Source organism: Mycobacterium sp. 1164966.3 (assembly GCF_001665395.1).
Taxonomy (GTDB): Bacteria; Actinomycetota; Actinomycetes; order Mycobacteriales; family Mycobacteriaceae; genus Mycobacterium.
This window is the reverse complement of the sequence record NZ_LZSG01000040.1, coordinates 110,783-131,550: the sequence shown is the minus strand read 5'-3', so window position 1 is coordinate 131,550 and position 20,768 is coordinate 110,783. Positions and strand designations below refer to the sequence as shown.

Sequence of the window (20,768 nt, the reverse complement as noted above, 5' to 3'; positions counted from 1 at the left end):
CGTTCCGGGGTGGTCAACACGTCAAAGGACAACTCACACAGGCGTTCCAGCTCAGCGTCGAGCACGTTAAAGACCTCCACGATCTCCTCACGACTGCTCGAACCCATGCCCCAAACTCTACGAAGCACCACCGACAAGAATCGCAATCGTGTGACCACTGAAACTAAAGTGACACAAGGGATTACAGTGCGCGGAACCCCCCTAGCCGACCCGCCGTCCCTCGGTACCGTCGATCCCATTTTCGTCGAGCGCTTCCTCGAGTAGGTCGCCTACGCGATGACATTCCCACAGGCTCAATACATTTGACAACATCTGCAGCGGTGCACGCACGCTCTCGTCACCCTTGATGCGCGGATCCGTGTGACTGCTCGGTGCCGAGCCTCCGAATCGCCTATGGATCAACGCGGGTACGTCCAGCAGCCAGGCCACGCCCATCGAAGCGGCATAGAGCACGGTGTGCCGGACTAGCCGGTCGGCGTCAAGATGAGGGCCGCCGCAACGACGGACTTCGGCGACGAACGAATGCAGCAACTCGTCGAGATGCCGGTTCCACAAGTCGGTTTCGGCGCCGGACATGGCTCCCCAGATGGCCATGCCCATGTTCATTTGGCTGACGCATCCCCAATCCATCAGGCCGCAGTGCAGCACGTCGTCGTTGTCGCGCCAAAACCATGCGTTGTCGACGTTGGCGTTCCAATGGCACAGCGCAACGTAGTCGTCGTCAGCGGCAAGTTGGTCCAGGACGAAGCCATTGTGCTGCATCAGCCGCGGCGCCTCGTCGCGCAGTCGGGCCAGGAAAGCCGAATCCACATTGGCGGGCAGCAGGCCAGTATGGGTCTCGACTAATTCGGCGAGCTGGCTCAACCGCCGGTCCAGCATGTCCATGCTCATCGGTGCCCGCTCACCCACCGTCGCGGCACGTAGGTCCAGCGGAAAGTGCGCAGTCGAGCTGGCAGGCAGGTGACCAGACCGATGCCAGCCAGCAAGGCGGGCCACCGTTGTGAGCAGCGCGCGATAGTGCTCGACGGGTTCGGGCATCTCGTAATCGAGGCACTTGTGATATTGGTGTTCGATTCCGTTGGTGCCGAACCGGATTCGCTCGGTAATCAGCACTCCCGTCCCGGTAGGGCGGTGGTAGTCGCCGAAAAGCACATCGGGTACTGCGATAGGAAATCCAGGTGCCTGTGACAATGCCGCGAAACGTACCTCCGACTCCATCTGCGTCTTCCCGCGGTCACGTGCGGGATCGCTGAAATCGCGGGAGAACTTCACGAACAACTCGGTGTGCAGTCCGGGCAACGGCTTGTCGTATTCGACCGACAGGACAACCTTGCGTCCGGTGCTGCCACCGGCGAATTTGCGAAAATCTGTGATGCTCCTGACGGCGTTGTCCGCGCTCAGCACACCCGACATCCGGAATGCGTCGGTGAGAAATTTTGGCCCACCGTTCCGCAACGCTTCGGGGTCGGCAGGAATCGCCTGCCCGAACCGATCGCCGGTGACCCAACGGTCAGTCTGTGCAGCCATACTCACCAAGTCTGTTCGGCCGCGCGTACCAACATGTGGTTGACCGCAACCCTGCGGTCACGGGTCACCATATAGAGCACCGCGTCCGCGATGTCTTCCGGTCGCAATTTGACCATTCCGGCAGTCCGCTGCTTGAACGCCTCCCGCGCGGGCGCGGCCAGGTGATCAAAGATCTCGGTGTCGACGGTTCCCGGGCTCACCACGCCGACGCGGACCCGCTTGCCCAGCAGTTCTTGGCGGAGGCCTTCACTGAAGGCGTTCACACCGAATTTGGTCAACGAGTAAACCGCGGTGTCCGGCCTGGCAACCCACCCCCCAGTCGAGCCGATGGTAACCAAATCGGCTACCCCGCGCGGGGAGTCCGCTGCCGCGTCGATCAGGTGGGGCAGTGCCGCCCGGGTGGCATAGAGAACGCCGTGAACGTTGACGGCCACCATGTCATCCCAGTCTTGCAGTACAGCCTCGGCCGACGGCCCTGAATGCATCACACCGGCGTTGTTCACCACAATGTCGAGGCGCCCCAGCTCCCCGACGGCATGCTGCACCGCCTGCGATACCTCGCCGGAGTCCGTGACATCCGCTGGCACGACAAGCGCTGTGCCACCCGATGATTCGACCTCGGCCAGCAGATCCTGCAACCGATCCGCCCGGCGCGCCAACAGGGCCACCGCCGCGCCCTGTGCAGCCAAAGCCTTGGCGGTCGCGGCGCCGATGCCGCTGCTGGCACCGGTCACCAGTGCTGCGGTGTCGGCAAGTGCCGGTGTCATGTCGAGGCCCCGGTTTGCCAAGCGGCACCCAGTATCTCGCCCAGAACATAGTCATTGTCCTCACCGAGGTCGGGTGCGCCGCGTTCAATCCGTGCGGGGTTTCGTGTCATCCGCCAAGAAGGTCCCAGTATCGGACGCTGGCCCTCCCGGTGGTCGGAAACGAAACGCAACAACTCGCGATCCCAGAGCCGCTGGTCGCTGATGACATCGACGGCCGTGGCGCTCTTGGTTGCCGCTACACCCGCCATCCGCAGACGATGCGCGAGTTGCTCTGCCTGGTGGTTTCGCGTTAACGTCGCGAGCTCGGCGTCGAGCGCCACACTCGCAGCGCGCCGGCCGCTCATCGTCGGGTAGCGTCCGGCCAGGGCACCGGCGTTGAGCACGCCGCAAAGCTCTTGCCACTCACCGTCAGTGGCTACAGCCACGCTGACCCAGGAACCATCAAGGCAGGGGTAGCAACCGTGTGGACACATGTCGGGATGGTCGTTGCCGCTGGGCTCGAGCTCCTTGCCGGTGAGACTTTGCTCCAGCAGACAGTCCCCGATCATCGCGGAAAGAGTCTCCACGGCAGAGACATCGACGAATTGCCCTGCGCCGCAACGTTCGCGATGCAACAGCGCGACGACGGCCGCAAATGCCGCCGCCGCTCCGACCGTGGAATCGCCGTAACGCATGCTCATCCCGAGGGGAGGTCCACCGGGGTAGCCGACCAGGGCAGCCAGCCCCGCCAGGGCGGCGAAAGATGGCGCATAGCCGGTTTGATGGCCCAGCGGGCCGTCGTTGCCCCACATCTTGATCGACACCGAGATGATGTCCGGCTTGATCAACTTCAGCTGGTCGTATCCCAGGCCCTGTCGTTCCATCGCGCCGGGACGAAGGTTGTTGATGACGATGTCGCTGCGAGCGACCAGATCGCGCAACAGCGTCATACCATCGGCCGACTTGATATCGAGGTCGATGCTGAGGATCTCGGGGTTGATGCTCAGGAAGTATGGGGCATGGTTGATGTCTGTTCCGCCATAGGCGCGCATCTCCTCTGGACTGCCGGCCGTCTCGACCTTGATCACCTCAGCCCCAAGCAGCGCCAACAGCTTTCCCGCGTACGGGCCGGCCCACACCTTGGTGAGCTCGACGACGCGCACCCCTTCCAACGGACCACCACGGCGACGCATGGGAACTTTGAGCTGAGGTGCTTTGACCGCAGCGGGCGTGCGCGGCAAGTCCAGCGTGCGTACGACATCCGCGGTGTGCTGGCCGAGAGACGGTGCCGCAGAGCTGATCTCCGCCGGCGATTCGCTCAGCGCGTAGGGAACGGTGGGATACGCGGCGGCGCCCAGTACCGGGTGGATCACTTCGCGGAAGAAGCCGCGGTGCCGGTATTGCGGCGAGTCACGCAGATCCGCGGCGTCGTTCACCGGGACCAGCGGCACGTTCAGTCGCTGTGCTTGCTCTGCGACGGAATCTTTGGTCAACCCCTTGACCCAGACTGCGAACCCACGCTGAAAGGTGACGACTTTTTCGGCAGTGACGGAGAACTCCAGCCAGTCGTCGTCGAAGTCGTCGAGCCACTCCGGCTGACCCATCAGTGCCTTGATGCCAAGCCAATGTGCGCGACTGGTCATGTACAGATAGACAAAGCCGTCGGCACAGGCAAAAAACGAGGCCGGTCCCTGCTGGTCGTAGTCGTCCCGGGTGCCACGTGCGGGAACCTCACCGGTGACGAAGCGGCCCAGGATGCAATCGGCGCGAGAGACCAGCACCGCATGTTGCGAAATGTCGATGCACTCTCCCGCGCCGGTGTGCAGCCGTCCGAACAACGCCGCCGCGATGCACAGCGCCGCATCCAGTCCCGCTTCGTAGTCGGCGAGGAATCGGCCGGGCCCCTGCAGCGGCGGCCGGGCCGGGTCGGCATGGCTGGGCGTGTGATAGCCCCACCCGCTGGCATGGAACACGTTGATGCTCTTGGAGTTACCGAACTCAGCACCCGCGCCACGGCCGAAAGGTGTAATCGAGCAGAACACCACATCCGGGTGCTGTTCGGCGCGGTCCGTTGCGCGGTCGTCGACAACCGCGTCAGCCGTCGCGATGAGTCGAGTCAGTTCTTCCGAGGCGGCATCGAGCTCGACCGACGACTTGTTCGTATTCAGGTAGGCGAACAGGGCACTGCCCTCGAGGCCCGCGTCACGCCCGACGATGGGTGCCATCCTCCTGGTGGGGCTGCCTCGTCCTGGCGCCTCCACCTTGATGACTTCGGCGCCGAAGTCGGCCAGCAGCTTGCCGCAGTACTCCCCCGCGACAGACTCAGCCAGTTCGACGATCCGGATACCGGACAGTGCCGACATGCGTGGCTCAGGGCTTGTTTCGCCCGGAACGGCTCAGGCGCCACTCTGGCGGAAAGTTCATGTCGTTGTCCTTCACCACATTGTTGAGGCCCTTGCTGAAAGTGCCCTCGGTGAGGTCGACTTCGTTGTCCCGGTCGTTCGCGATCATCGGCAGCATCCCTTCGACCATGCCGGTCAGCAGACTGCCGAAGTATTCACCCTTGTGCTGCTTGTATAGCTCCAGGAACGTCTTCTGCACCGCGACTGTGTCCGTCGGGCGTGACCGTGAACATGCCATCGCGTATTTCAGTGTCTCGTCTTCCAGCTTCTCGCGAGGCACCACGCTGTTGACAAAACCGCATTCGTACATCTCCTTGGCGCTGAACGGCCTTCCAGTGAACAACATTTCGGAGAACTTCCGCAGGCCCATGGTCTCCGCCCACCACCACAGCCGAGGTCCCCAGCCGACGTAGCGGAAGGCCGGGTGCCCGAAGAGCGCGTCTTCCGACGAGATCACCAGATCGGCGTCGCCGGCCTGGTAGAAGTGCCACCCGTAGCAGTAGCCCTTGGCCTCGATGATGCTGACCTTGCGGAGTTCCTGTAGTGGGCGGTTTCCGGCGCGCGCCTTGGCATAGAAGTCGGTGACGGTGGACAGATAGCGGTATGACCCGCCGGGCGGGTATTTGACGTCGTCATCGTTGATGGCGAGTTCGTGCAGCAGCGGCATACCTGGGTTTTCCAGCATTCCGCGCTGTTCGGGGAGGTCTCCGCCACTACCGAAATCTTCACCCTCGCCGCGGATTACCACCACCTTGACGTCGTCGTCGACATTGCACTTGTGGATCAAGTCGGCATAATTCTGCCGCATCCCCAACGTGGTCGAGTTCTGCGCGTCGGGACGGTCGAACGTAATGTAGGCGATTCTGTTCTTGACGTCCTTCTCGAACTTGATGTACTGCTCGGCTTCCTTCTTCATCTCTTCGTAGTCGTATTCGGGCATGTGTTTTCTCCTATTTGAGTAAGGCGCCCGCGTCGACGGGCAGCGAAACGCCGGTGATATAGCGGGATTCGTCGGAGGCGAGGAACAAGACGGCGTTGCTGATGTCGATGGGTTCTACCCAGGGCACCGGCAGCGTGTGCGTCATCTGCGAGAACGGGGCGAAGTCCTCCGACCCCGGGTTTTCCAGATCCGGGCGGAACAGCCGAAACGTCAAGTCGTTCATGGTCATCGGCGTGTTCACCTGGCTGGGGTGAACGGAGTTGACCCGAATGCTGTGCTGGCCCAGCTCAACTGCGAAAGAGCGCATCAACCCCATCACACCGTGTTTGGCTGCGATGTAGTGACCGGTGTAGGCGAGGGCCTTGTGTGATCCGACAGATCCGGTGAGCACAATGGAGCCGCCTCGTCCCCCGGCGATCAGGTGCGGCACACCGGCTTTTACCGTCTTCCACACGCCGGAGAGGTTCACATCGATCATGTCCTGCCAGATGTTTTCGGGAATCTTGTGCAGTTTCTTGCCGATCGTGCCGATTCCCGCATTGGCGACGATGATGTCGAGCCGGCCGAGCTGCTCCACACCGCCGTCCACCGCGGCCTTGAGGGCGTCGTAGTCACGCACATCGACTTGAGCGGTCACGATGCGGCGGTCCTGGGCCTTGACCAAGTCGGCCGTCTCGGCCAGGTCGGCCGGCGTCGACGGCGGGTATGCCATGTTCTCGATTGGCGCGCAGATGTCAACGGCGATGATGTCGGCGCCCTCCTGGGCCAACCGCACCGCGTGGCTGCGGCCCTGCCCGCGGGCGGCCCCGCTGATGAACGCAACCTTGCCCTCGACCCGGCCCGTCATGACGCCACCTGCGCCGGCATGGTCTCCCAGCCGCGCACCGTCGACGTCGGACTGAGCGTGGCTTGAGACAAATCGACCTCCCACTCGGGGAACCGTTTGAGAATCTCCTCCAAGGCGACCCGGCCTTCCAGGCGCGCCAGTGCTGAGCCCAGACAAAAATGTGTCCCGACGCTGAAGGTCAGGTGCGGCCGGGCCACCCGATGGATGTTGAACTCGCAGGCATCGGGCCCGAACTGACGCTCGTCGCGGCAGGCCGAGCCGATGAGGTTGATCATCACGCTGCCCTCGGGGACGGTCCGTCCGTAGAAGGCGGCGTCGCGAGTGACATAGCGAGCCGTGTGCGGTGCCGGCGGCTCGTAGCGCAGCAGCTCCTCGATCGCTTGCGGGATCAGCCCGGGGTTCGCGACGAGTTCGCGACGCTGATCGGGGTGCTCCGCGAGAACCTTTCCCGCCCAACCGATCAGACGCGTCGTTGTTTCGTTGCCCGCGCCGGCGACGACGTTGAGGTAGACCAGAATCTCGTCCCGCGTCAGTCGCCGTGTGGTGCCGGTTTCATCCACGAATTCGACGTTGAGGAGTTCGGTCATGATGTCGTCGGATGGGTTCTCCGCGCGCCAATCGATGTAGGCGGCGAACTGCTCGCCAACCGACAGGCCTTTCTCCGCAGCCTGCATGGGCTTGCCGGCCTCGGTGCGCAGCTGCGCGTTGGCCCGATCGCGGATGTACTCCTGATCGTCTTCGGGGATGCCGAGCAAGGCACTGATGACTTTCATCGGCATCGTCGCACCCAGGTCGGTGACGAAGTCGAAGCGGCCCGATCCCACCAGCGGATCCAGCGCCTGAGCGCAGAACTGCCGGATCATCGGCTCCAGCGCGCTGATCTTGCGCGGGGTGAACATGCGCGAGAGCAGCTTGCGGTGCACGTCGTGAATCGGGGGGTCTTCGAAGATGAGCATTCCCGACGGGATCTCGAGATTGGCCTTGATCAACTCGAGGATCGCGCCGCGCGCAGAGCTGAACGTGACGTGGTCGACCAGCGCCGTGTTGACATCGGCGAACCGGCTCACCGCGAAGAAGTCGTATTCGGCGTTGTAGTAGAGCGGCGCCTCGTCGCGCAGCCGCGCGAACATCGGATACGGGTCGGCGATGAGCTCGACATCGTATGGATCGAATCGAACGTGGCTCTCGGTGCTCGTGGTCACGAAATCCCTCCTACCGCTTGTGGTTCCGCTGCAGTCAGCCAGACGCACGGGATGGTGCTTTCGGGCGGCGCCTGGCCGGACGTTGTCCGCCGGCCCGGGTAAGCCGCCCCTTGTCCGGACTCTTCAGGATGCCGGTGGCGATCGCCGCCAAGATCCCGTCGAGTTGCTCGGCGCTCTGGATGATCCGGTCGCCGTGGGCGACCCGCTGCAGCAGACCGTTGATGAAGGTCAGCGTGATGTTGCTCAGATCCTCCACCACAGCCGATTCCAACTGAGCGCCATGCGGCATCAGCTGGACCAAAATCTCCCGATGCAGCTTGGTGAATCCGTCGGTGGCCTGTTGCATGATCGCGGCCAGCGCCGGATCGCGAGTGGCCTGCATGGTCAGCTCGTATCTGGCTTTGGTGCGGGATAACTGGGGCTCACTGCCGGCTTGTATGACCACCTGCGATAACCGCGAGGGTGACGGATTGTCGCCCCGGCCGTCGGCGCCGTCGACCACGGATTGCAGGCTAGCCAGGTCGAGCTCCGCCAGCCGCTCTGCGACGGCCCGCAGCAGCGCCGAGCGGGTGCGAAAGTAGAACGACGTGGTGCCGTCGGGCACGGCGGCCTTGCGGTCCACCTTCAAATGGCTCAGCCCCTTAGCACCATCGTCGGCCAACAGCTGAATCGCCGCGTCGCACAGATCCCGGCGGCGCTCCACTGGATTTGGCTTTCGCCGCTGGGATGCGACGTCGGCGCGTTGGGCCATGCGGCGGAAACTTTCCTCGTTGTGGTGGGTCCGGTGCCTGGACCGAGAAGCTTACTCTATGTTCGTAGTGTGAGCAAAGGGCAGTCCGTGGTACAGCGGTTCTCCTGTGTCGCTTGGTGAAAATCGGCGTGCGACACGCCGCTTCGGGCGGCGTGACGGGTGGCCACGGTCGTCTACCTTGAGCTGAGTTGCGCGACGGGAGGCCGGGCAGTGAGCCAAAGCCGAATCGAGGGCAGGGCTCACCACGGGATAGCGGCGGTCGTCGTCCTCGGCACACTGTTGTGTGGCTGCCACTCGACCACCCATCACCCGCGCGCCGCGTCCAGCACCACCAAGACCACGACCGCATCGTCGCCACCGCCGGCGGCGACGATGACCTCTTCGATGGCGCCTGCGCCGCGGATTCGGACATTGCCCGTTCGGCCGGTGCAGAGGTCAAAGATGACCACACCCGACAAGTGCCCCGCCACCGACCCGAACGCCCCTGTCGCACCGACCGACGTCCTGGTCACCTGTGACCTTGCCCGAACCAACCTTTACACATTGGGTCCAGAGACGATGCAGCTGACGCTGACGAGGGTGGACCCACCCACGCCATTGACGGCGGATTACTTCGAAGTGCATCTGACCATGGACCCGTCGTCGGCGGCTGCCTGGGCGTCGTTCACCACCGACCACCTGCACGCCCACATCGCCTTCGTCCGCGACGATCTCGTGCTAGAGGCACCGACCATCCAGGAACCGGTCACCTCCGGACAGATTGCGCTGACGACCCAAACGGCACCCGCGGCCGACGAATTGGCCCGGCTCGCGGGCCAACCTGGATGAGGCCGCTCGGTATTGGATTTTTGAGCGTATTCGCGCTTCCACCAATAGAATTCGTAACTCTTGCGGCGGACCTTGGCTGTCGGCACATCTCCACGGTTATGCAGGGAGTGCCATTGCTGCCGCTGGGCTATCCGCCGTACTCGCTGCGACATGAAACCGGAATGCGGAGGGAATTGCTCGCTGCGATGACGGATCGCGGCGTGACCATCACACTCGGCGACGGGTTTTTGGTGCTGCCGGGCGCTGAGACGAGCACGCACGCTGCGGATCTCGACGTGTTGGCCGAGCTCGGTGTTCCGCGGATAAACGTCGTCAGCCTGGACCCCGATCTCGGGCGCACGTTCGACCAGTTCGCGGTGCTCGCCGAACTCGCCGCCCAGCGTGGCATCCAAACCGTCGTCGAACCTGTGCCCGGCCTGACCGTCGGCGATCTATCCACTGCGCTGGCCGCATTGGCGCATGTAGGCAGACCGGACTTCCGCCTGTTGATCGACACCATGCACCTAGTGCGATCTGGATCGGGGGCAGCCGACTTGGCCGCACTGAATCCCGATTACATCGGCTACGCCCAGCTCAACGACACCACGCTGCGACCACGCATAGACAACTACATGGAGGAAGCCATGTATGAACGCATGCTTCCCGGGGAGGGCGAACTGCCGCTGCACGCCATCCTCGCCGCGCTGCCCAGCGACATCATGATGGAACTCGAAATTCCGCAGCGCTCACTGGCATTGGCCGGAGTCAGTCCGGCTGATCGTCTGCGCCCCGGTGTCGAAGCGGCGCGACGGTTGTTGTCCGAAGTCGCGGACTGATTCAGCTCGGCTCACGCAGCGGGAGGCCGGCCGCGCGATAGATCGCGTCGATGACGGTCATGTTCTCGACCGCGTCTTGCGGCGTCGTCCGCACCGGCTCGCCGCGCCGGACGGCGGCGACGAACGCGTCGAGCTGGTAGGCATAGGACGGTCGGCGCCCGAGACGTTCGACGCGTTTGCCGTTTGGCGATCGGACGGCGAGCCGATGGTAGAACTGCGGCATCACGGGATTGAAAACACGCAGCTCGCCGCGTTCGCCGACGACCTTCGCGCCGATCTGCAGCAGGTGCTTTGACCACATCGAGCAACGGACCTGCCCGGTGTGCCCGTCGGCAAAGCGCAACTCTGCCGTCATCGCGCGGTCGACCTGAGGATCGCGCAACTTCGCCTGCGCGGAAACGACTTCCGGGGTGGAACCGCCGAAGGTGCGGGCCATGTGGACCGCATAACAGCCCGCATCCATGGTGGCGCCGCCGGCGAGCGAATAGTTGTAGCGGATGTCGGAGAATCGCGGAAGCGGGAAGCACAGGGCCGCCTCGACCCGCCGCAGCTTCCCCAGCTCGCATGAGGCGATGATCTCCTCGACGCGCAGGGCCAGCGGATGGTAGCGATAGTGAAACGCCTCCATCACGACGCGATCCGACGCCGCGGAAAGCTCCGCGATCTCGCGGGCCTCGACAGCGTTTGCGGTGAAAGGCTTTTCGCACAGCACATGCTTTCCTGCGGCCAGGGCGGCTCGAGTCCACTTGCCGTGCAAGCCATTCGGCAACGGGTTGTACACGGCGTCAATTTCCGGGTCGGCGATCAGCGCGTCGTAGCTGCTGTGCACCCCGGCAATACCGTGTTTTGTCGCGAAAGCTTGGGCGCGTGCCACATCGCGTGCGGCCACCGCTGCCACAACGGCTTCGGGGTTGTCTTTGGCCGGGTTGACCACCGCCATGGGCGCGATGCGTGCCGCACCCAGGACGCCGATCCGCAGCGGACCCGCTTGTCCAGTCACGAAGTGAACGCTAGCAGCCGCCGGGTCAACGACGCGCGAAAGCGGGGGCACGCTCGGGCCGCACCCCGACCCCGATGAAGTACGCGGGCACGAACGACAGCCAGGGCAGTCGTTGCACCAAGCCGAGCAGGGCCGTCGGAGGGGTGGGGTCCGCTCCCCGCAGCAGTGGCCCGAGCAGCGTCCGCTGCAGCATCCGTTGCACTGCTTGGGTGACGGCGGTGGGAAATAGCCGGCGTCGGCGGACCGCCGCCAGATCGCGTTCGGTGACGTGGTGCCGGCGCAACGGTTCGGCCAATACCGTCGCCGCCGCGACGGCATCTTGGACAGCCAAGTTGATGCCGACACCGCCCAGTGGAGACATCGCGTGCGCGGCATCGCCGATGCACAACAGCCCGTCGACGTGCCAGCGATGCAACCGATCTACCCGGACGTCGAGATGCTTGACGTCGTCCATGGATTCCAGCGCGGCCACGGAATGGGTCATATCGGGTAGCAACGCGCCGACGTCGCGCCGGAATGCTTCAATGCCCCGCGCCCGCAGTTGGCCATCCGTGCCCTTGGGCCCGAGATAAGCGATCTGGTAATAGCCTTCGCGCGGAATGACGCCGAGCGCCTTGCCGGGACCGACCCGAGGCAGGAAGGAGAACTGGGTGTCTTCCTCGTGCGGAAGCCGGAACCACCAGACGTCGAAATTGACTGGGTATTCGTGTCGCTTCAACCCGGCTTCGTGCGGAGCGATCGACCAGCGACCGTCGCACGCAACGGTCAGTTCGGCTTTCAGCTCGCCGGCACCCTCGGGTCCCTTGTAGTGCACCCCGGCAACCCTGCCGGCCTCCCACAACAGACCGGTGGCTTCGGTGTTCATTCGCAACATGAAAGTGGGCTCGTCTTTGGCGGCCTCGGCCAGGAGCTTCAACAAGTCCCATTGCGGCACCATTGCGACAAAGGGATGCGGTTGACGCAAACGTCCGAAATCGACGTACGTCACCGAGCGGCCGTCGGCCTCGAATGTCGCCTTGTGCACTTGGGTGTGCGGCAGAGCAGCGAAGCGTTCCCACAGGCCCAGCTCGTCGAGCAGCCGCATCGTCGTCGGATGCACCGTGTCACCGCGAAAGTCGCGCAGGAAGTCGCCGTGCTTCTCGAGCAGGGTGACCTCGACGCCTGCCCGGGCCAACAGCAGCCCGAGGACCATTCCGGCCGGGCCGCCGCCGATTATCGCGCATGTGGTCGAATCAGCCATCGTCGCTCAGCATACGGGCCAGTCAACCGGCCGCCACAACGCGCAAGCCGTTCCACACGAAACCGCTTCCCGCACAACGCACAATCTCACGAAGGCAAGTCGACTTCGTAGACCGAGACAGGATCCAGGATCACGCCGTTGTCCTGCACGTAGCGCTCCCACAGCTCGAGGAGCTCGGCCAGCTTGTCGGGTTGTGAGCGCGCGAGATCGTCGATCTCGCCCGGGTCATTCGAGAGGTCATAGAGTTGCCAGGTGCCCGGTCCATACGGCGGCGGCAGGTAGAGCGCCTTCCAGTTGCCCTGTCGGATGGCGCGCCGGCCGAACAACTCCCAACCGGTACCGGTGTCGCCGTCGTGCACCGCATCGGTGGTCCGCGACAGATAGCCCACCAGTGAGCGGCCACGCATGCCCACCACTTCGCGGCCATGGTAGGTGCTGGGGTGTGCGGTGCCCGCGAGTTCCAGCACGGTGGGGGCGATGTCCATGACCGTCGCGAACGCGGTACCGATTTCCTGCTGCCGGGCGAAGCCGGGCCAGGTGACGAAGCCGACGACACGGATCCCGCCTTCGGTGGTGAATGCCTTGTGCAGACGTGACGGCGCGGTGGCGGCCTGTGCCCAGCGCGGGCCGTACCAGATATAGGAAGTGGGCTCGCCGAGGTTGTCGAGGCTGTTGTCGCAATACTTTTCGATCTGTGCGGCGATCTGCGGGCCACGCAGCGGCATCGCCTCGACGATCGCGCCTTCTGCGCCATTATCGGACAGAAAGATTACGACCGTCTCGTCAAGTTCACCGGTCTCGGTCAGGTAGTCGATCACCCGCCCGATGTTCCAATCCATGCGCTCGACCATGCCGGCGTAAACCTCCATACTGCGTGCCGAGCGCGCGCGTTCGTCGGCCGTCATGTCCGTCCACTCGGGGGCGCCATCGGCCACGACCGGGTGCGGCGTGACATCGGGCTCGCATAGGCCCAGTCGCTTCAGCGCGGCCAAGCGGGCGTCGCGTAAGGCGTCCGGCCCGGCGTCGTAGCGGCCGTGATACGTCGCGACGGATTCTCGAGGGGCTTGTAGCGGCCAGTGCGGCGCCTGAAAGGGCAGGTAGGCGAAGAAGGGCCGGTGGTCGCCGTCGGAGCGTTCCCGGAAGTAGCGCAACAAGGTATCGGTAAAGGAGTCCGACGAGTAGAAGTCGTCGCCGACCGTGACAAATCGGTCGTCTTCGGTGTAAAGCGTTGGCACCGGGGAGAACCCGCCACCCTGTGCACCGCCATAGTGGCTGGCACCGGCCGGCAGCAGGGCGAACGAACGCTCGAATCCTCGCGCCCACGGTGAGGTCTCGATCGTGTCGCCCAGGTGCCACTTGCCCGACATCAACGTGAGATAGCCGCCGTCGCGCAACAGCTCGGGCAGGGTCACCACCCGATCGTTCAGATAGCCTTCATAGCCTGGTGCGCCGGCGAATTCGGGGAGCGCGACCTCGAGCATCGTGCCGATGCCGGCGATGTGGTGGTCGGTGCCGGTCAACAGCATCGCCCGAGTGGGTGAGCAGGCCGGCGCCGAATGAAAATCGGTGAGGCGGCATCCCGCGTACGCCAACCGGTCCAGGTTCGGCGTGTTGATCTCGCCGCCGAACGCGCCGATATCGGAAAATCCGAGATCGTCTGCCACTATGACCAGGAAGTTGGGACGCTTCATCTCCATGACGATAACGAGCCCTCGATTGGTAGCATGAGCTACCATCCGCATCTCGGTAAGCCCTGATCAGGATCGTTCAATGCCGCTAGCTGTGGGAACGGTGGTCGCCGGCTACCGGATCGAGGGTGTGCTGGGCTCCGGGGGGATGGGCACGGTGTATCTGGCGCGCCATCCGACTCTGCCCCGCAGCGATGCGCTGAAAATTCTGTCCACCGAGCTCTCCCTGGACCAAAAGTTTCGCGCCCGATTCATCCGCGAAGCCGATCTGGCCGCCACGTTGAATCATCCCAATATCGTCACCGTCTTCGACCGCGGCGAAACGGCCGACGGCCAGCTGTGGATAGCCATGGAGTATGTCAAAGGCACTGCGGCCAACGATATCTCGAGCGTGAACCTCACACCAGCACGGATCGCGCGTATTACCACCGGCGTCGCCAGGGCGCTCGATTACGCCCACTCCAGGCGGGTACTGCACCGCGACGTAAAACCCGGGAACTTCCTGATTTCCGGACCAATGGACTTCCCGGCGGCCGATCAGGAGCAAGTTCTGCTCGCCGATTTCGGGATCGCTCGCGCGCTCGACGACGCCTCCTCACTGACCGCGACCGGATCGCTGGTCTTCACCGCGGCATATGCCGCGCCGGAGGCAATCGAAGGCGAAACGGTCGACCATCGGGCCGACATCTATTCGCTGGGCTGCTCGCTGTTTCGGCTGGTGACAGGGAGAACTCCGTACGGCGAGACCGGTTCGCTGCCAGCGATGTTGATGGCCCACATGATGCGGCCCGTGCCACGTCCGAGCGAGGTGACCCCGGGCCTGCCACCGGCCATCGACGCCGTGATCGCCCGCGCGATGGCAAAGAATCCAGCCGACCGGTTCAGCACCGCGGGCGAGTTGGCCACCGCGACCGCGGCCGCACTAACCGGTCATGCCGCCACGCCCTCATCAGGCAGTGGGTCCCAGACACGGAGTTGGACGACCACGCCGGTGTCGCATCCGATCCCGCCGCCGCAGCCGACGACACCACCTGGGCATCAGGTTGCTCCCGTGCCGCACCCGCCGCCGGCCGGCCCATCTTTCGTTCCTGGTCCGGGCCAACTACCCCGGCGACGGCCTAGGCGGGGCCTAATCCTGACCGCGTTGGCACTCACCGTGGCCGCAGTGGTCACCGCCGTGACGGTGTCTCTGGTAGGACACCACCGTGGTGGCGGATTGGCGCCGTATCAACCGCAGACGCTCACCGGAGTCAACGGGGCCGTTCATCTCGATCGGCGGCCGCTGGCCATCGCTTCCCTGGGACCGGGCGATCCCGACGCGGTGTTGTCACTAGGCGTCCAGCCGGTGGCGATCGGGGGCATGACCGGAAACTTGCCCAATTGGATTCAGTCCCTGGTGCATTCGTCCCCGCCGGTGCTCGGAGCCCCTAATCCGGCAGCGGTAGCCGCCGCCAGACCCGACCTGATCATCGACACCGGTGACGTTGACAAAGCCACCTACGACAAGTTGGCCGCCGTCGCGCCCACGTTGACCCGACCGGCTGACAGCACGCAGGACTGGACCTGGCAGGCGCAGCTGACGTGGATCGCTCAGGCGCTCGGCCGCTCCGATACCGCGAAATCACTGATCGCCGAAGAAGCGTCGCGGATTGCCACCATCAAATCCCAACATCCGGGCTTTGGCGGCAAATCGATCACCGTGGTGAACTTCTCCGGTGCCGCCACCACCGCGGCGGCGCGCGTGTCGCGGCCGACGAGCTACCTGGAAAATCTGGGGTTCAGCTACAACACCAACTTCCGGCGCGGGCCTACTGACCTCCCCGAAGTCCCGCTGGACACCCCGAGCGCCTTTTTCCAGGCTCTGTCGACCGCGGTTTTGATTTTGTGCCGCACCGATCCAGCCGCTGGTGGCGGCGGATATAACGGCTTGCCAACGGGTTTCAACGCATACACCGGTATCTTGGTCATCGTCGACGACCCGGCCACCATCACCGCGTTGAACACCGGCGGCCCAGCCGCGAATGCCTATCTCAACCAAGCGTTGGTCGGCAAACTGGCCAACCAAATCCATTAAGCCTGGGCTTTGGGTGTGAAGCTTCACACCGAACGCCTCAGGCGACGAATGCCGCCCCGGGCAAGTGCATCTTTACGTCCGCGACAAAATAACTTGGTGCGCAATGCCGTTGAAGCCGTCAGAAAGCGTCCGGATCCTCCTGTATCTCCGCCGGCACCGGGTGGCGGTACAAACGCGAAGCGTTCTCCCAGCTGAACTTGCGGATCACGTCGGGCGGGAGGTCGCCGATCTGCTCATGGATCGTCTCCTGGGTGTGCGGCCACGTCGAATCGCAGTGCGGGTAGTCAGCTTCCAGCATGATGTTGTCCACGCCGATGCGGTCCCGCTGGACGAACGACGACTTGTCCTCGACCGCGCAGAACCAGAAATTACGAATGAAAACCTCTGCGGGCGTCAAACTCTCACCCAGCGCCTGCCAGGTGCCATACATCTCGTGGTAGCTCAGCATATGGTCGAGCCGGTCCAGCAGACCGGCTACCCAGCCGATTCCGCCTTCCGACAAACAGATCTTCAGATCGGGGAACCTGCTGGGCAGTCCCGAGTACAACCAGTCGACCGCGGCCGAAATGGCGTAGGCGAAGAACAACACACCCTGGACGTCGGGCGGCGCGTCCGCGGTGGTGGACGGCGACGAACCCGAAGATCCGATGTGCAAATTCACCACAGTCCCGGTTTCCGCGCACGCAGCCATCATCGGGTCCCAATGCCCGGAATGAATACTCGGCAGTCCGAGCATTGCCGGGTTTTCGCTGAAAGTGATTGCGTGGAAGCCACGCTCGGCGTTCTCGTAGATCATGTTGGCGCCGACCTCGGGATCGAGCAGCCACGGCAACTGGCACGCGATGATCCGGTCCGGATACGAACCCGCCCAGACCTCAAGGTGCCAATCGTTCCATGCCCGCACCGAAGCCAGCGCGAGGTCGCGATCCTTGGTCACCTGCTGCAGCCGCTGGCCGGCAAAGCCCGGCAGGAACGACGGAAAGTTGAGTGAGGCGTAGATGCCGTTGAGATCCATGTCCTTGATGCGCGCATGGATATCCCAAGCGCCCCTGCGCATTTCGTCGAACCGAACCGGCTCGAAGCCGTACTCCGAAACCGGCCGCCCGACCACGGCGTTGAAGCCGACATTGGGCAGCTCCTGGCCGTCGTAGACCCACGTCTGTCCGCCCTCCCCGGTGTCCACGACCCTGGGGGCACGGTCGGCGAACTTTCGCGGCAGACGTCCGGTGAAGGTGTCCGGAGGTTCGACGATGTGGTCGTCGACGGAGATCACCGTGTAGCGGCGCCGCGCCCGCGGCGGATCGGGCAGGAAGGTGACCGAACGGTCCGCGCCGGTCTTGGCTGTGGTGAAGTTCAGGTTCGCGGCCAGCTCGTCAATCGATTTCATGGTCGGCAATCTCCCTCTGCTCGCGGTTCAGGTGAGCACATCGGGATCGGCTTTGATGGTCAGCCGCGCCGCCCCGGCCCAATAGACGTCGGCGGCACGTTCGACAAGCGACCTTTTCATCCCCGCCATGTCCGACCAATTCATCGCCACCGGCTCCTTGCCGGTCAGCATGACGTCATAGGCCAGCTTGCACACCCGCTCGATCGATGCCGCACGATAGACGGCTTCGGGCAGGTTGCGGCCGGTTGCGATAACGCCATGGTTGGCCAGGATTGTGAGGTTGGCGACGCCGATGCGGGCCGCGAGTTCGGCTGCGCGGGAAGCGCTGTCGATTTCGCCATCGTAGGTGTCGACCAGGCAGAGGTCGTCCAGGAACAGTGAACCGGTCTGATGCACCAACTCGGGCAGCCGGCCCAGGGCAGCAAGCACGCATACGTAGTACGGGTGATTGTGGATGACCACGCGGGCGTCATCGCGTACCCGGTGCAGTTCGGTGTGGATATGGATCGCCGGAGTGACGTCCCAACGACCACGAACGACGCGCGCGTCGCTGTCCACCACGCAGATGTCGGATGCGGTCAGTTCGGCCCACCACAGGCCCCATGGATTGACCAACATGTTCGTTTGCCCGTCGGGCTGCCAGGTGATGTGTCCGGCCATATTCTCCGCGAACCCGATCGCGGCGAGATGGCGGAAGGCCACTGCCAGCGCCTGCTCCTTCGACAGCTCGACTCCGATCGGCGGCACTAGCGATGGCGCCCACACCTCGAGGCCGCCTCGGCGTGCGTCAGGAGCTTTCACAATTGGCCTCCATCCTGTCTCGAATGTCTGCGCGCAGCGCGCCTTTGGCGACCTTGCCCCCGGACGATCGGGGTAGCTCGTCGACCACGATGAGTCGTTCGGGAAGCAGCTCCTTCGAAGTCCCCAGCGACAGCAGATGCTCGACGAGCTCCGCTAGGTTGATGGTGTGAGCGTCGACGACTTCGGCGTAGACGCAAACCTTTTCGCCGAACACTCGGTCCGGCATCGCGACCGCGGCAGCCACCGCGATCGCGGGATGCGTCGTGACCGCGTCCTCGACCTGTGCCGCGCTGATGTTCTTACCGCCGCGCAGGATGAAATCCGACGTTCGGCCGGTGACGCTCAGGTAGCCGTCGGCGTCGATCCGGCAGATATCGCCCATCCGCATCCACCCGTCGAGGGTGAACAGCTTGTCGTGGTCGGCACCGCCGAGGTAGCCGAGGCTGGTCGCCGGGCCGCGGCACACCGGCTGACCTTGCCCCGTCGCGGTGACGTCCGTGTCGCCGTCGAAGAGCCGGACCGACATCTCCGGCACGATCCGGCCGCTCGTGCGGAGGCGGCGCTCGCGGGAGTCATCCAGCGTGGTCGCGCTCAGCATTCCGGTCTCGTTGGAGCCGTAGAACTGCAGGATCTTGGCCCCAGTGAGTTCCTCGAATTCGGCGGCCGGCCGATACGGCAATGCCTCCCCGCCGGCGAATACGACACGCAACGAACTCAGGTCGAAATCCCGGGACGCACGGTCGGCCATCAACATCGTCAATTGCGTACTGACACAACATAGTACGGTCACCTGATGCCGAGTTATCGCCTCGCAGGCCGACCTCGCCGTGAACCTATCCAGGATCACCGCGGTGGCACCAAGGTAGATGGGGGTGGTATGGCTGGTCCAGATTCCGAAGCCGAACGGCATGGGTATGACGGGTAAGAAGATGTCGTCGCTGGTCAGTAGCCCGTTGGCGACGGCCTTCTGGTGAAAGTAGAACCAACGGGTCTGGGTGTGCACGACACATTTGGGCAACCCGGTGGTGCCCGAGGTGGAGTTGATCAGGAAGACATCGTCGGCGCCGAGCTGGGACTCGAGTGACGGCGCCCGGGGGTCGGCTTGAGTGTCCAGCCGCAGGACGCCTGCGTCGCGACTCAAGACTGATAGCGGCAGTTCGAGGTCGACAGCCACCTGCGTCGCGGCCGCGCTGCGCTGTTGATCGCTGATCAGGACCTTGGGCCGCGAACCGCGCAGGACCGCAGCGGCCTCTCGGGTACCGGCGCGCGCCCCGATGCCGACGACGACAGCGCCGCAGCGTTCGACCGCGACGAACAGCGCGTGGATGGCGGCGGAGTCGCCGTGCCAAACCGCTACCCGGTCGCCGCGCGCGACGCCAGACCCGGCCAGCTGTTGCGCCAGAGTGCTCGCCGCATAGTCGAATTCATTCCATGTCAGCAACATGCCCGGCTGGTCTACGTAGGCAGCCCGGCCGGGTGTGCGGGCGGCGTTGGCGCGTACCGCGTCGGACAGCGTGACGTCGGACCACCAGCCCTGCGCTCGATACCAGGCGGCGTCCTCGGCGGTGAAAGCCGGCGATCCCGCGGCCTCCAGTCCACCAACGCTCATCAACCGATGATAGGGAACGAGGTGACGGCATGCCCCCGCCGCAGCATATTGTCGGTCTGTGCTGATCGGTTTCGTGCTGGCCCTGGGCTGTTCGGTGTGCTACGGCACGGCTTCGGTATTGCAAGCCGTAGCGGCCCGATCGGTGCAAGGCGAGAGCAGGTCGGGTGTCGACGCTGCGTTGGTATTGCGCGCTGCCCGGCAATGGCGATACCTCGCCGGCATCGGTCTTGACGGCCTCGGATTTGTCCTGCAGGTGATAGCACTGCGCTTGGTACCGATCTATGTCGTCGCCGCTGCGCTCGCCGCTTCGATCGCGGTCACCGGCGTCGTGTCCGCGTGGGCCCTGTCTGCGCGACTGTCGCCGGCAGAGTGGACAGCGGTAGGCATTGTCTGTGTGAGCCTCGCCGTGCTCGCTTGCGCCGCCGGACCCGGGCACTTTCGGCGCGCACCGGCCGGCCTCGGCTGGGCCCTGTTGGGGGTGGTAGTCGCGATCCTCATCGCCGGTGTCGCCGCTGGTCGATTAAGTGATCGAGAGCGTGCGCTGGCCCTCGGCTTCGGCGCGGGCACCGGCTTCGGTGTGGTGGAAGTCGGCGTGCGCCTGATCGACGTTATCGCCCCGACCAAGGCCGCCTTTTACATCAATCCGGCCCTGTACGCCGCGATCGCAGGCGGCGCCATTGGATTTCTTTTGTTCACATCCGCGTTGCAGCGCGGATCCGTAACCACGACCGTCGCCGCGATGGTCGTCGGTGAAACTGTCGCACCGGCACTCGTCGGGGCGGTGTGGCTGGGTGACCGCGCACGCGAGGGGCTCGGCTGGCTGGTTGTGTTGGGATTTGCGATAGCGGTCGCCGGCACCCTGATGCTGGCCCGATTCGGGGAAGCGCCAACCCCCGCCGAAACAGACTGAG

General features: G+C 64.3%; 18 protein-coding genes. 4 read left to right on the top strand and 14 right to left on the bottom strand.

The annotated features are described in order from the left end of the window. Nucleotides 1-201: 201 nt before the first annotated feature. The 8 genes from A9W99_RS14515 to A9W99_RS26850 form a co-directional block, all read right to left on the bottom strand. Entirely contained in the window at nucleotides 202-1,527 is a 1,326-nt protein-coding gene (locus tag A9W99_RS14515) for a hypothetical protein (protein ID WP_067378813.1), read from the bottom strand. Between the two features lie 2 nt (nucleotides 1,528-1,529). Then, nucleotides 1,530-2,294, bottom strand: a complete 765-nt coding sequence (locus tag A9W99_RS14510) for an SDR family NAD(P)-dependent oxidoreductase (RefSeq protein ID WP_067378810.1) — start codon at nucleotides 2,292-2,294, stop codon at nucleotides 1,530-1,532. Further along, complete coding sequence (locus A9W99_RS14505) at nucleotides 2,291-4,636, bottom strand: CaiB/BaiF CoA-transferase family protein (protein ID WP_067378807.1); 2,346 nt, start codon at nucleotides 4,634-4,636, stop codon at nucleotides 2,291-2,293. The genes A9W99_RS14510 and A9W99_RS14505 overlap by 4 nt, the downstream gene beginning before the upstream one ends. Before the next feature lie 7 nt (nucleotides 4,637-4,643). Next, nucleotides 4,644-5,615 carry an enoyl-CoA hydratase/isomerase family protein gene (locus tag A9W99_RS14500; protein ID WP_067378804.1) on the bottom strand — a complete coding sequence of 324 codons (972 nt, stop codon included), beginning with the start codon at nucleotides 5,613-5,615 and terminating at the stop codon, nucleotides 4,644-4,646. 10 nt (nucleotides 5,616-5,625) lie between these two features. Then, on the bottom strand, nucleotides 5,626-6,462 hold the full coding sequence (locus A9W99_RS14495; RefSeq protein ID WP_067378801.1) for a mycofactocin-coupled SDR family oxidoreductase: 837 nt from the start codon (nucleotides 6,460-6,462) through the stop codon (nucleotides 5,626-5,628). Then, complete coding sequence (locus tag A9W99_RS14490) at nucleotides 6,459-7,664, bottom strand: cytochrome P450 (protein ID WP_067378799.1); 1,206 nt, start codon at nucleotides 7,662-7,664, stop codon at nucleotides 6,459-6,461. Before A9W99_RS14490 ends, A9W99_RS14495 begins: the two co-directional genes overlap by 4 nt. A 34-nt stretch (nucleotides 7,665-7,698) precedes the next feature. Beyond that, a complete protein-coding gene (locus tag A9W99_RS14485) occupies nucleotides 7,699-8,415 on the bottom strand; it encodes a TetR/AcrR family transcriptional regulator (protein WP_067378796.1) in 717 nt (238 codons plus the stop codon). A gap of 305 nt (nucleotides 8,416-8,720) precedes the next feature. Then, nucleotides 8,721-8,864: a hypothetical protein gene (locus tag A9W99_RS26850; RefSeq protein WP_172828872.1), complete on the bottom strand. Its 144-nt coding sequence runs from the start codon at nucleotides 8,862-8,864 to the stop codon at nucleotides 8,721-8,723. Here A9W99_RS26850 and A9W99_RS14480 point away from each other — a divergent pair. Both A9W99_RS14480 and A9W99_RS14475 read left to right on the top strand, forming a co-directional pair. Continuing rightward, nucleotides 8,857-9,243, top strand: coding sequence for a preprotein translocase subunit SecD (locus A9W99_RS14480; RefSeq protein WP_253869858.1), 387 nt, complete (start codon nucleotides 8,857-8,859; stop codon nucleotides 9,241-9,243). The genes A9W99_RS26850 and A9W99_RS14480 overlap by 8 nt on opposite strands. Further along, complete coding sequence (locus A9W99_RS14475) at nucleotides 9,240-10,058, top strand: sugar phosphate isomerase/epimerase (RefSeq protein ID WP_067378793.1); 819 nt, start codon at nucleotides 9,240-9,242, stop codon at nucleotides 10,056-10,058. The genes A9W99_RS14480 and A9W99_RS14475 overlap by 4 nt, the downstream gene beginning before the upstream one ends. 1 nt (nucleotide 10,059) lies before the next feature. On the opposite strand, the gene A9W99_RS14470 is transcribed toward A9W99_RS14475, so the two are convergent. The 3 genes from A9W99_RS14470 to A9W99_RS14460 all read right to left on the bottom strand — a co-directional run bounded on the left by A9W99_RS14470 (nucleotide 10,060) and on the right by A9W99_RS14460 (nucleotide 13,989). Continuing rightward, the gene (locus A9W99_RS14470; RefSeq protein ID WP_067378791.1) at nucleotides 10,060-11,058 is read right to left on the bottom strand and encodes a Gfo/Idh/MocA family protein; all 999 of its coding nucleotides are present in this window, start codon (nucleotides 11,056-11,058) and stop codon (nucleotides 10,060-10,062) included. 25 nt (nucleotides 11,059-11,083) lie between these two features. Further along, nucleotides 11,084-12,298, bottom strand: coding sequence for an FAD-dependent oxidoreductase (locus A9W99_RS14465; RefSeq protein ID WP_082929994.1), 1,215 nt, complete (start codon nucleotides 12,296-12,298; stop codon nucleotides 11,084-11,086). Nucleotides 12,299-12,384: 86 nt separating this feature from the next. Then, the gene (locus tag A9W99_RS14460) at nucleotides 12,385-13,989 is read right to left on the bottom strand and encodes an arylsulfatase (protein ID WP_067378874.1); all 1,605 of its coding nucleotides are present in this window, start codon (nucleotides 13,987-13,989) and stop codon (nucleotides 12,385-12,387) included. A gap of 79 nt (nucleotides 13,990-14,068) precedes the next feature. On the opposite strand from A9W99_RS14460, the gene A9W99_RS14455 reads away from it, so the two are divergent. Beyond that, nucleotides 14,069-16,060, top strand: coding sequence for a serine/threonine-protein kinase (locus tag A9W99_RS14455; protein WP_067378788.1), 1,992 nt, complete (start codon nucleotides 14,069-14,071; stop codon nucleotides 16,058-16,060). A gap of 118 nt (nucleotides 16,061-16,178) precedes the next feature. On the opposite strand, the gene A9W99_RS14450 is transcribed toward A9W99_RS14455, so the two are convergent. The 3 genes from A9W99_RS14450 to A9W99_RS14440 are packed head-to-tail and all read right to left on the bottom strand — an operon-like array spanning nucleotide 16,179 to nucleotide 19,857. Then, nucleotides 16,179-17,447, bottom strand: a complete 1,269-nt coding sequence (locus A9W99_RS14450) for an amidohydrolase family protein (protein WP_067378781.1) — start codon at nucleotides 17,445-17,447, stop codon at nucleotides 16,179-16,181. A 27-nt stretch (nucleotides 17,448-17,474) separates the two neighbouring features. Then, nucleotides 17,475-18,248, bottom strand: coding sequence for a class II aldolase/adducin family protein (locus A9W99_RS14445; RefSeq protein WP_067378778.1), 774 nt, complete (start codon nucleotides 18,246-18,248; stop codon nucleotides 17,475-17,477). Continuing rightward, a complete protein-coding gene (locus A9W99_RS14440) occupies nucleotides 18,235-19,857 on the bottom strand; it encodes a class I adenylate-forming enzyme family protein (protein ID WP_067378774.1) in 1,623 nt (540 codons plus the stop codon). The genes A9W99_RS14445 and A9W99_RS14440 overlap by 14 nt, the downstream gene beginning before the upstream one ends. Before the next feature lie 58 nt (nucleotides 19,858-19,915). Between A9W99_RS14440 and A9W99_RS14435 the strand changes: the two genes are divergently transcribed. Further along, entirely contained in the window at nucleotides 19,916-20,767 is an 852-nt protein-coding gene (locus A9W99_RS14435; protein ID WP_067378771.1) for a DMT family transporter, read from the top strand. The last annotated feature ends 1 nt before the right edge of the window (nucleotide 20,768 follow it).

Bases quoted from the DNA above. Each gene is read 5' to 3' on its own strand.
- A9W99_RS14515 (WP_067378813.1), bottom strand. From the start codon at position 1,527: ATGGCTGCACAGACTGACCGTTGGGTCACCGGCGATCGGTTCGGGCAG.
- A9W99_RS14510 (WP_067378810.1), bottom strand. From the start codon at position 2,294: ATGACACCGGCACTTGCCGACACCGCAGCACTGGTGACCGGTGCCAGC.
- A9W99_RS14505 (WP_067378807.1), bottom strand. From the start codon at position 4,636: ATGTCGGCACTGTCCGGTATCCGGATCGTCGAACTGGCTGAGTCTGTC.
- A9W99_RS14500 (WP_067378804.1), bottom strand. From the start codon at position 5,615: ATGCCCGAATACGACTACGAAGAGATGAAGAAGGAAGCCGAGCAGTAC.
- A9W99_RS14495 (WP_067378801.1), bottom strand. From the start codon at position 6,462: ATGACGGGCCGGGTCGAGGGCAAGGTTGCGTTCATCAGCGGGGCCGCC.
- A9W99_RS14485 (WP_067378796.1), bottom strand. From the start codon at position 8,415: ATGGCCCAACGCGCCGACGTCGCATCCCAGCGGCGAAAGCCAAATCCA.
- A9W99_RS14480 (WP_253869858.1), top strand. From the start codon at position 8,857: ATGACCACACCCGACAAGTGCCCCGCCACCGACCCGAACGCCCCTGTC.
- A9W99_RS14475 (WP_067378793.1), top strand. From the start codon at position 9,240: ATGAGGCCGCTCGGTATTGGATTTTTGAGCGTATTCGCGCTTCCACCA.
- A9W99_RS14465 (WP_082929994.1), bottom strand. From the start codon at position 12,298: ATGGCTGATTCGACCACATGCGCGATAATCGGCGGCGGCCCGGCCGGA.
- A9W99_RS14460 (WP_067378874.1), bottom strand. From the start codon at position 13,989: ATGAAGCGTCCCAACTTCCTGGTCATAGTGGCAGACGATCTCGGATTT.
- A9W99_RS14455 (WP_067378788.1), top strand. From the start codon at position 14,069: ATGCCGCTAGCTGTGGGAACGGTGGTCGCCGGCTACCGGATCGAGGGT.
- A9W99_RS14450 (WP_067378781.1), bottom strand. From the start codon at position 17,447: ATGAAATCGATTGACGAGCTGGCCGCGAACCTGAACTTCACCACAGCC.
- A9W99_RS14440 (WP_067378774.1), bottom strand. From the start codon at position 19,857: ATGAGCGTTGGTGGACTGGAGGCCGCGGGATCGCCGGCTTTCACCGCC.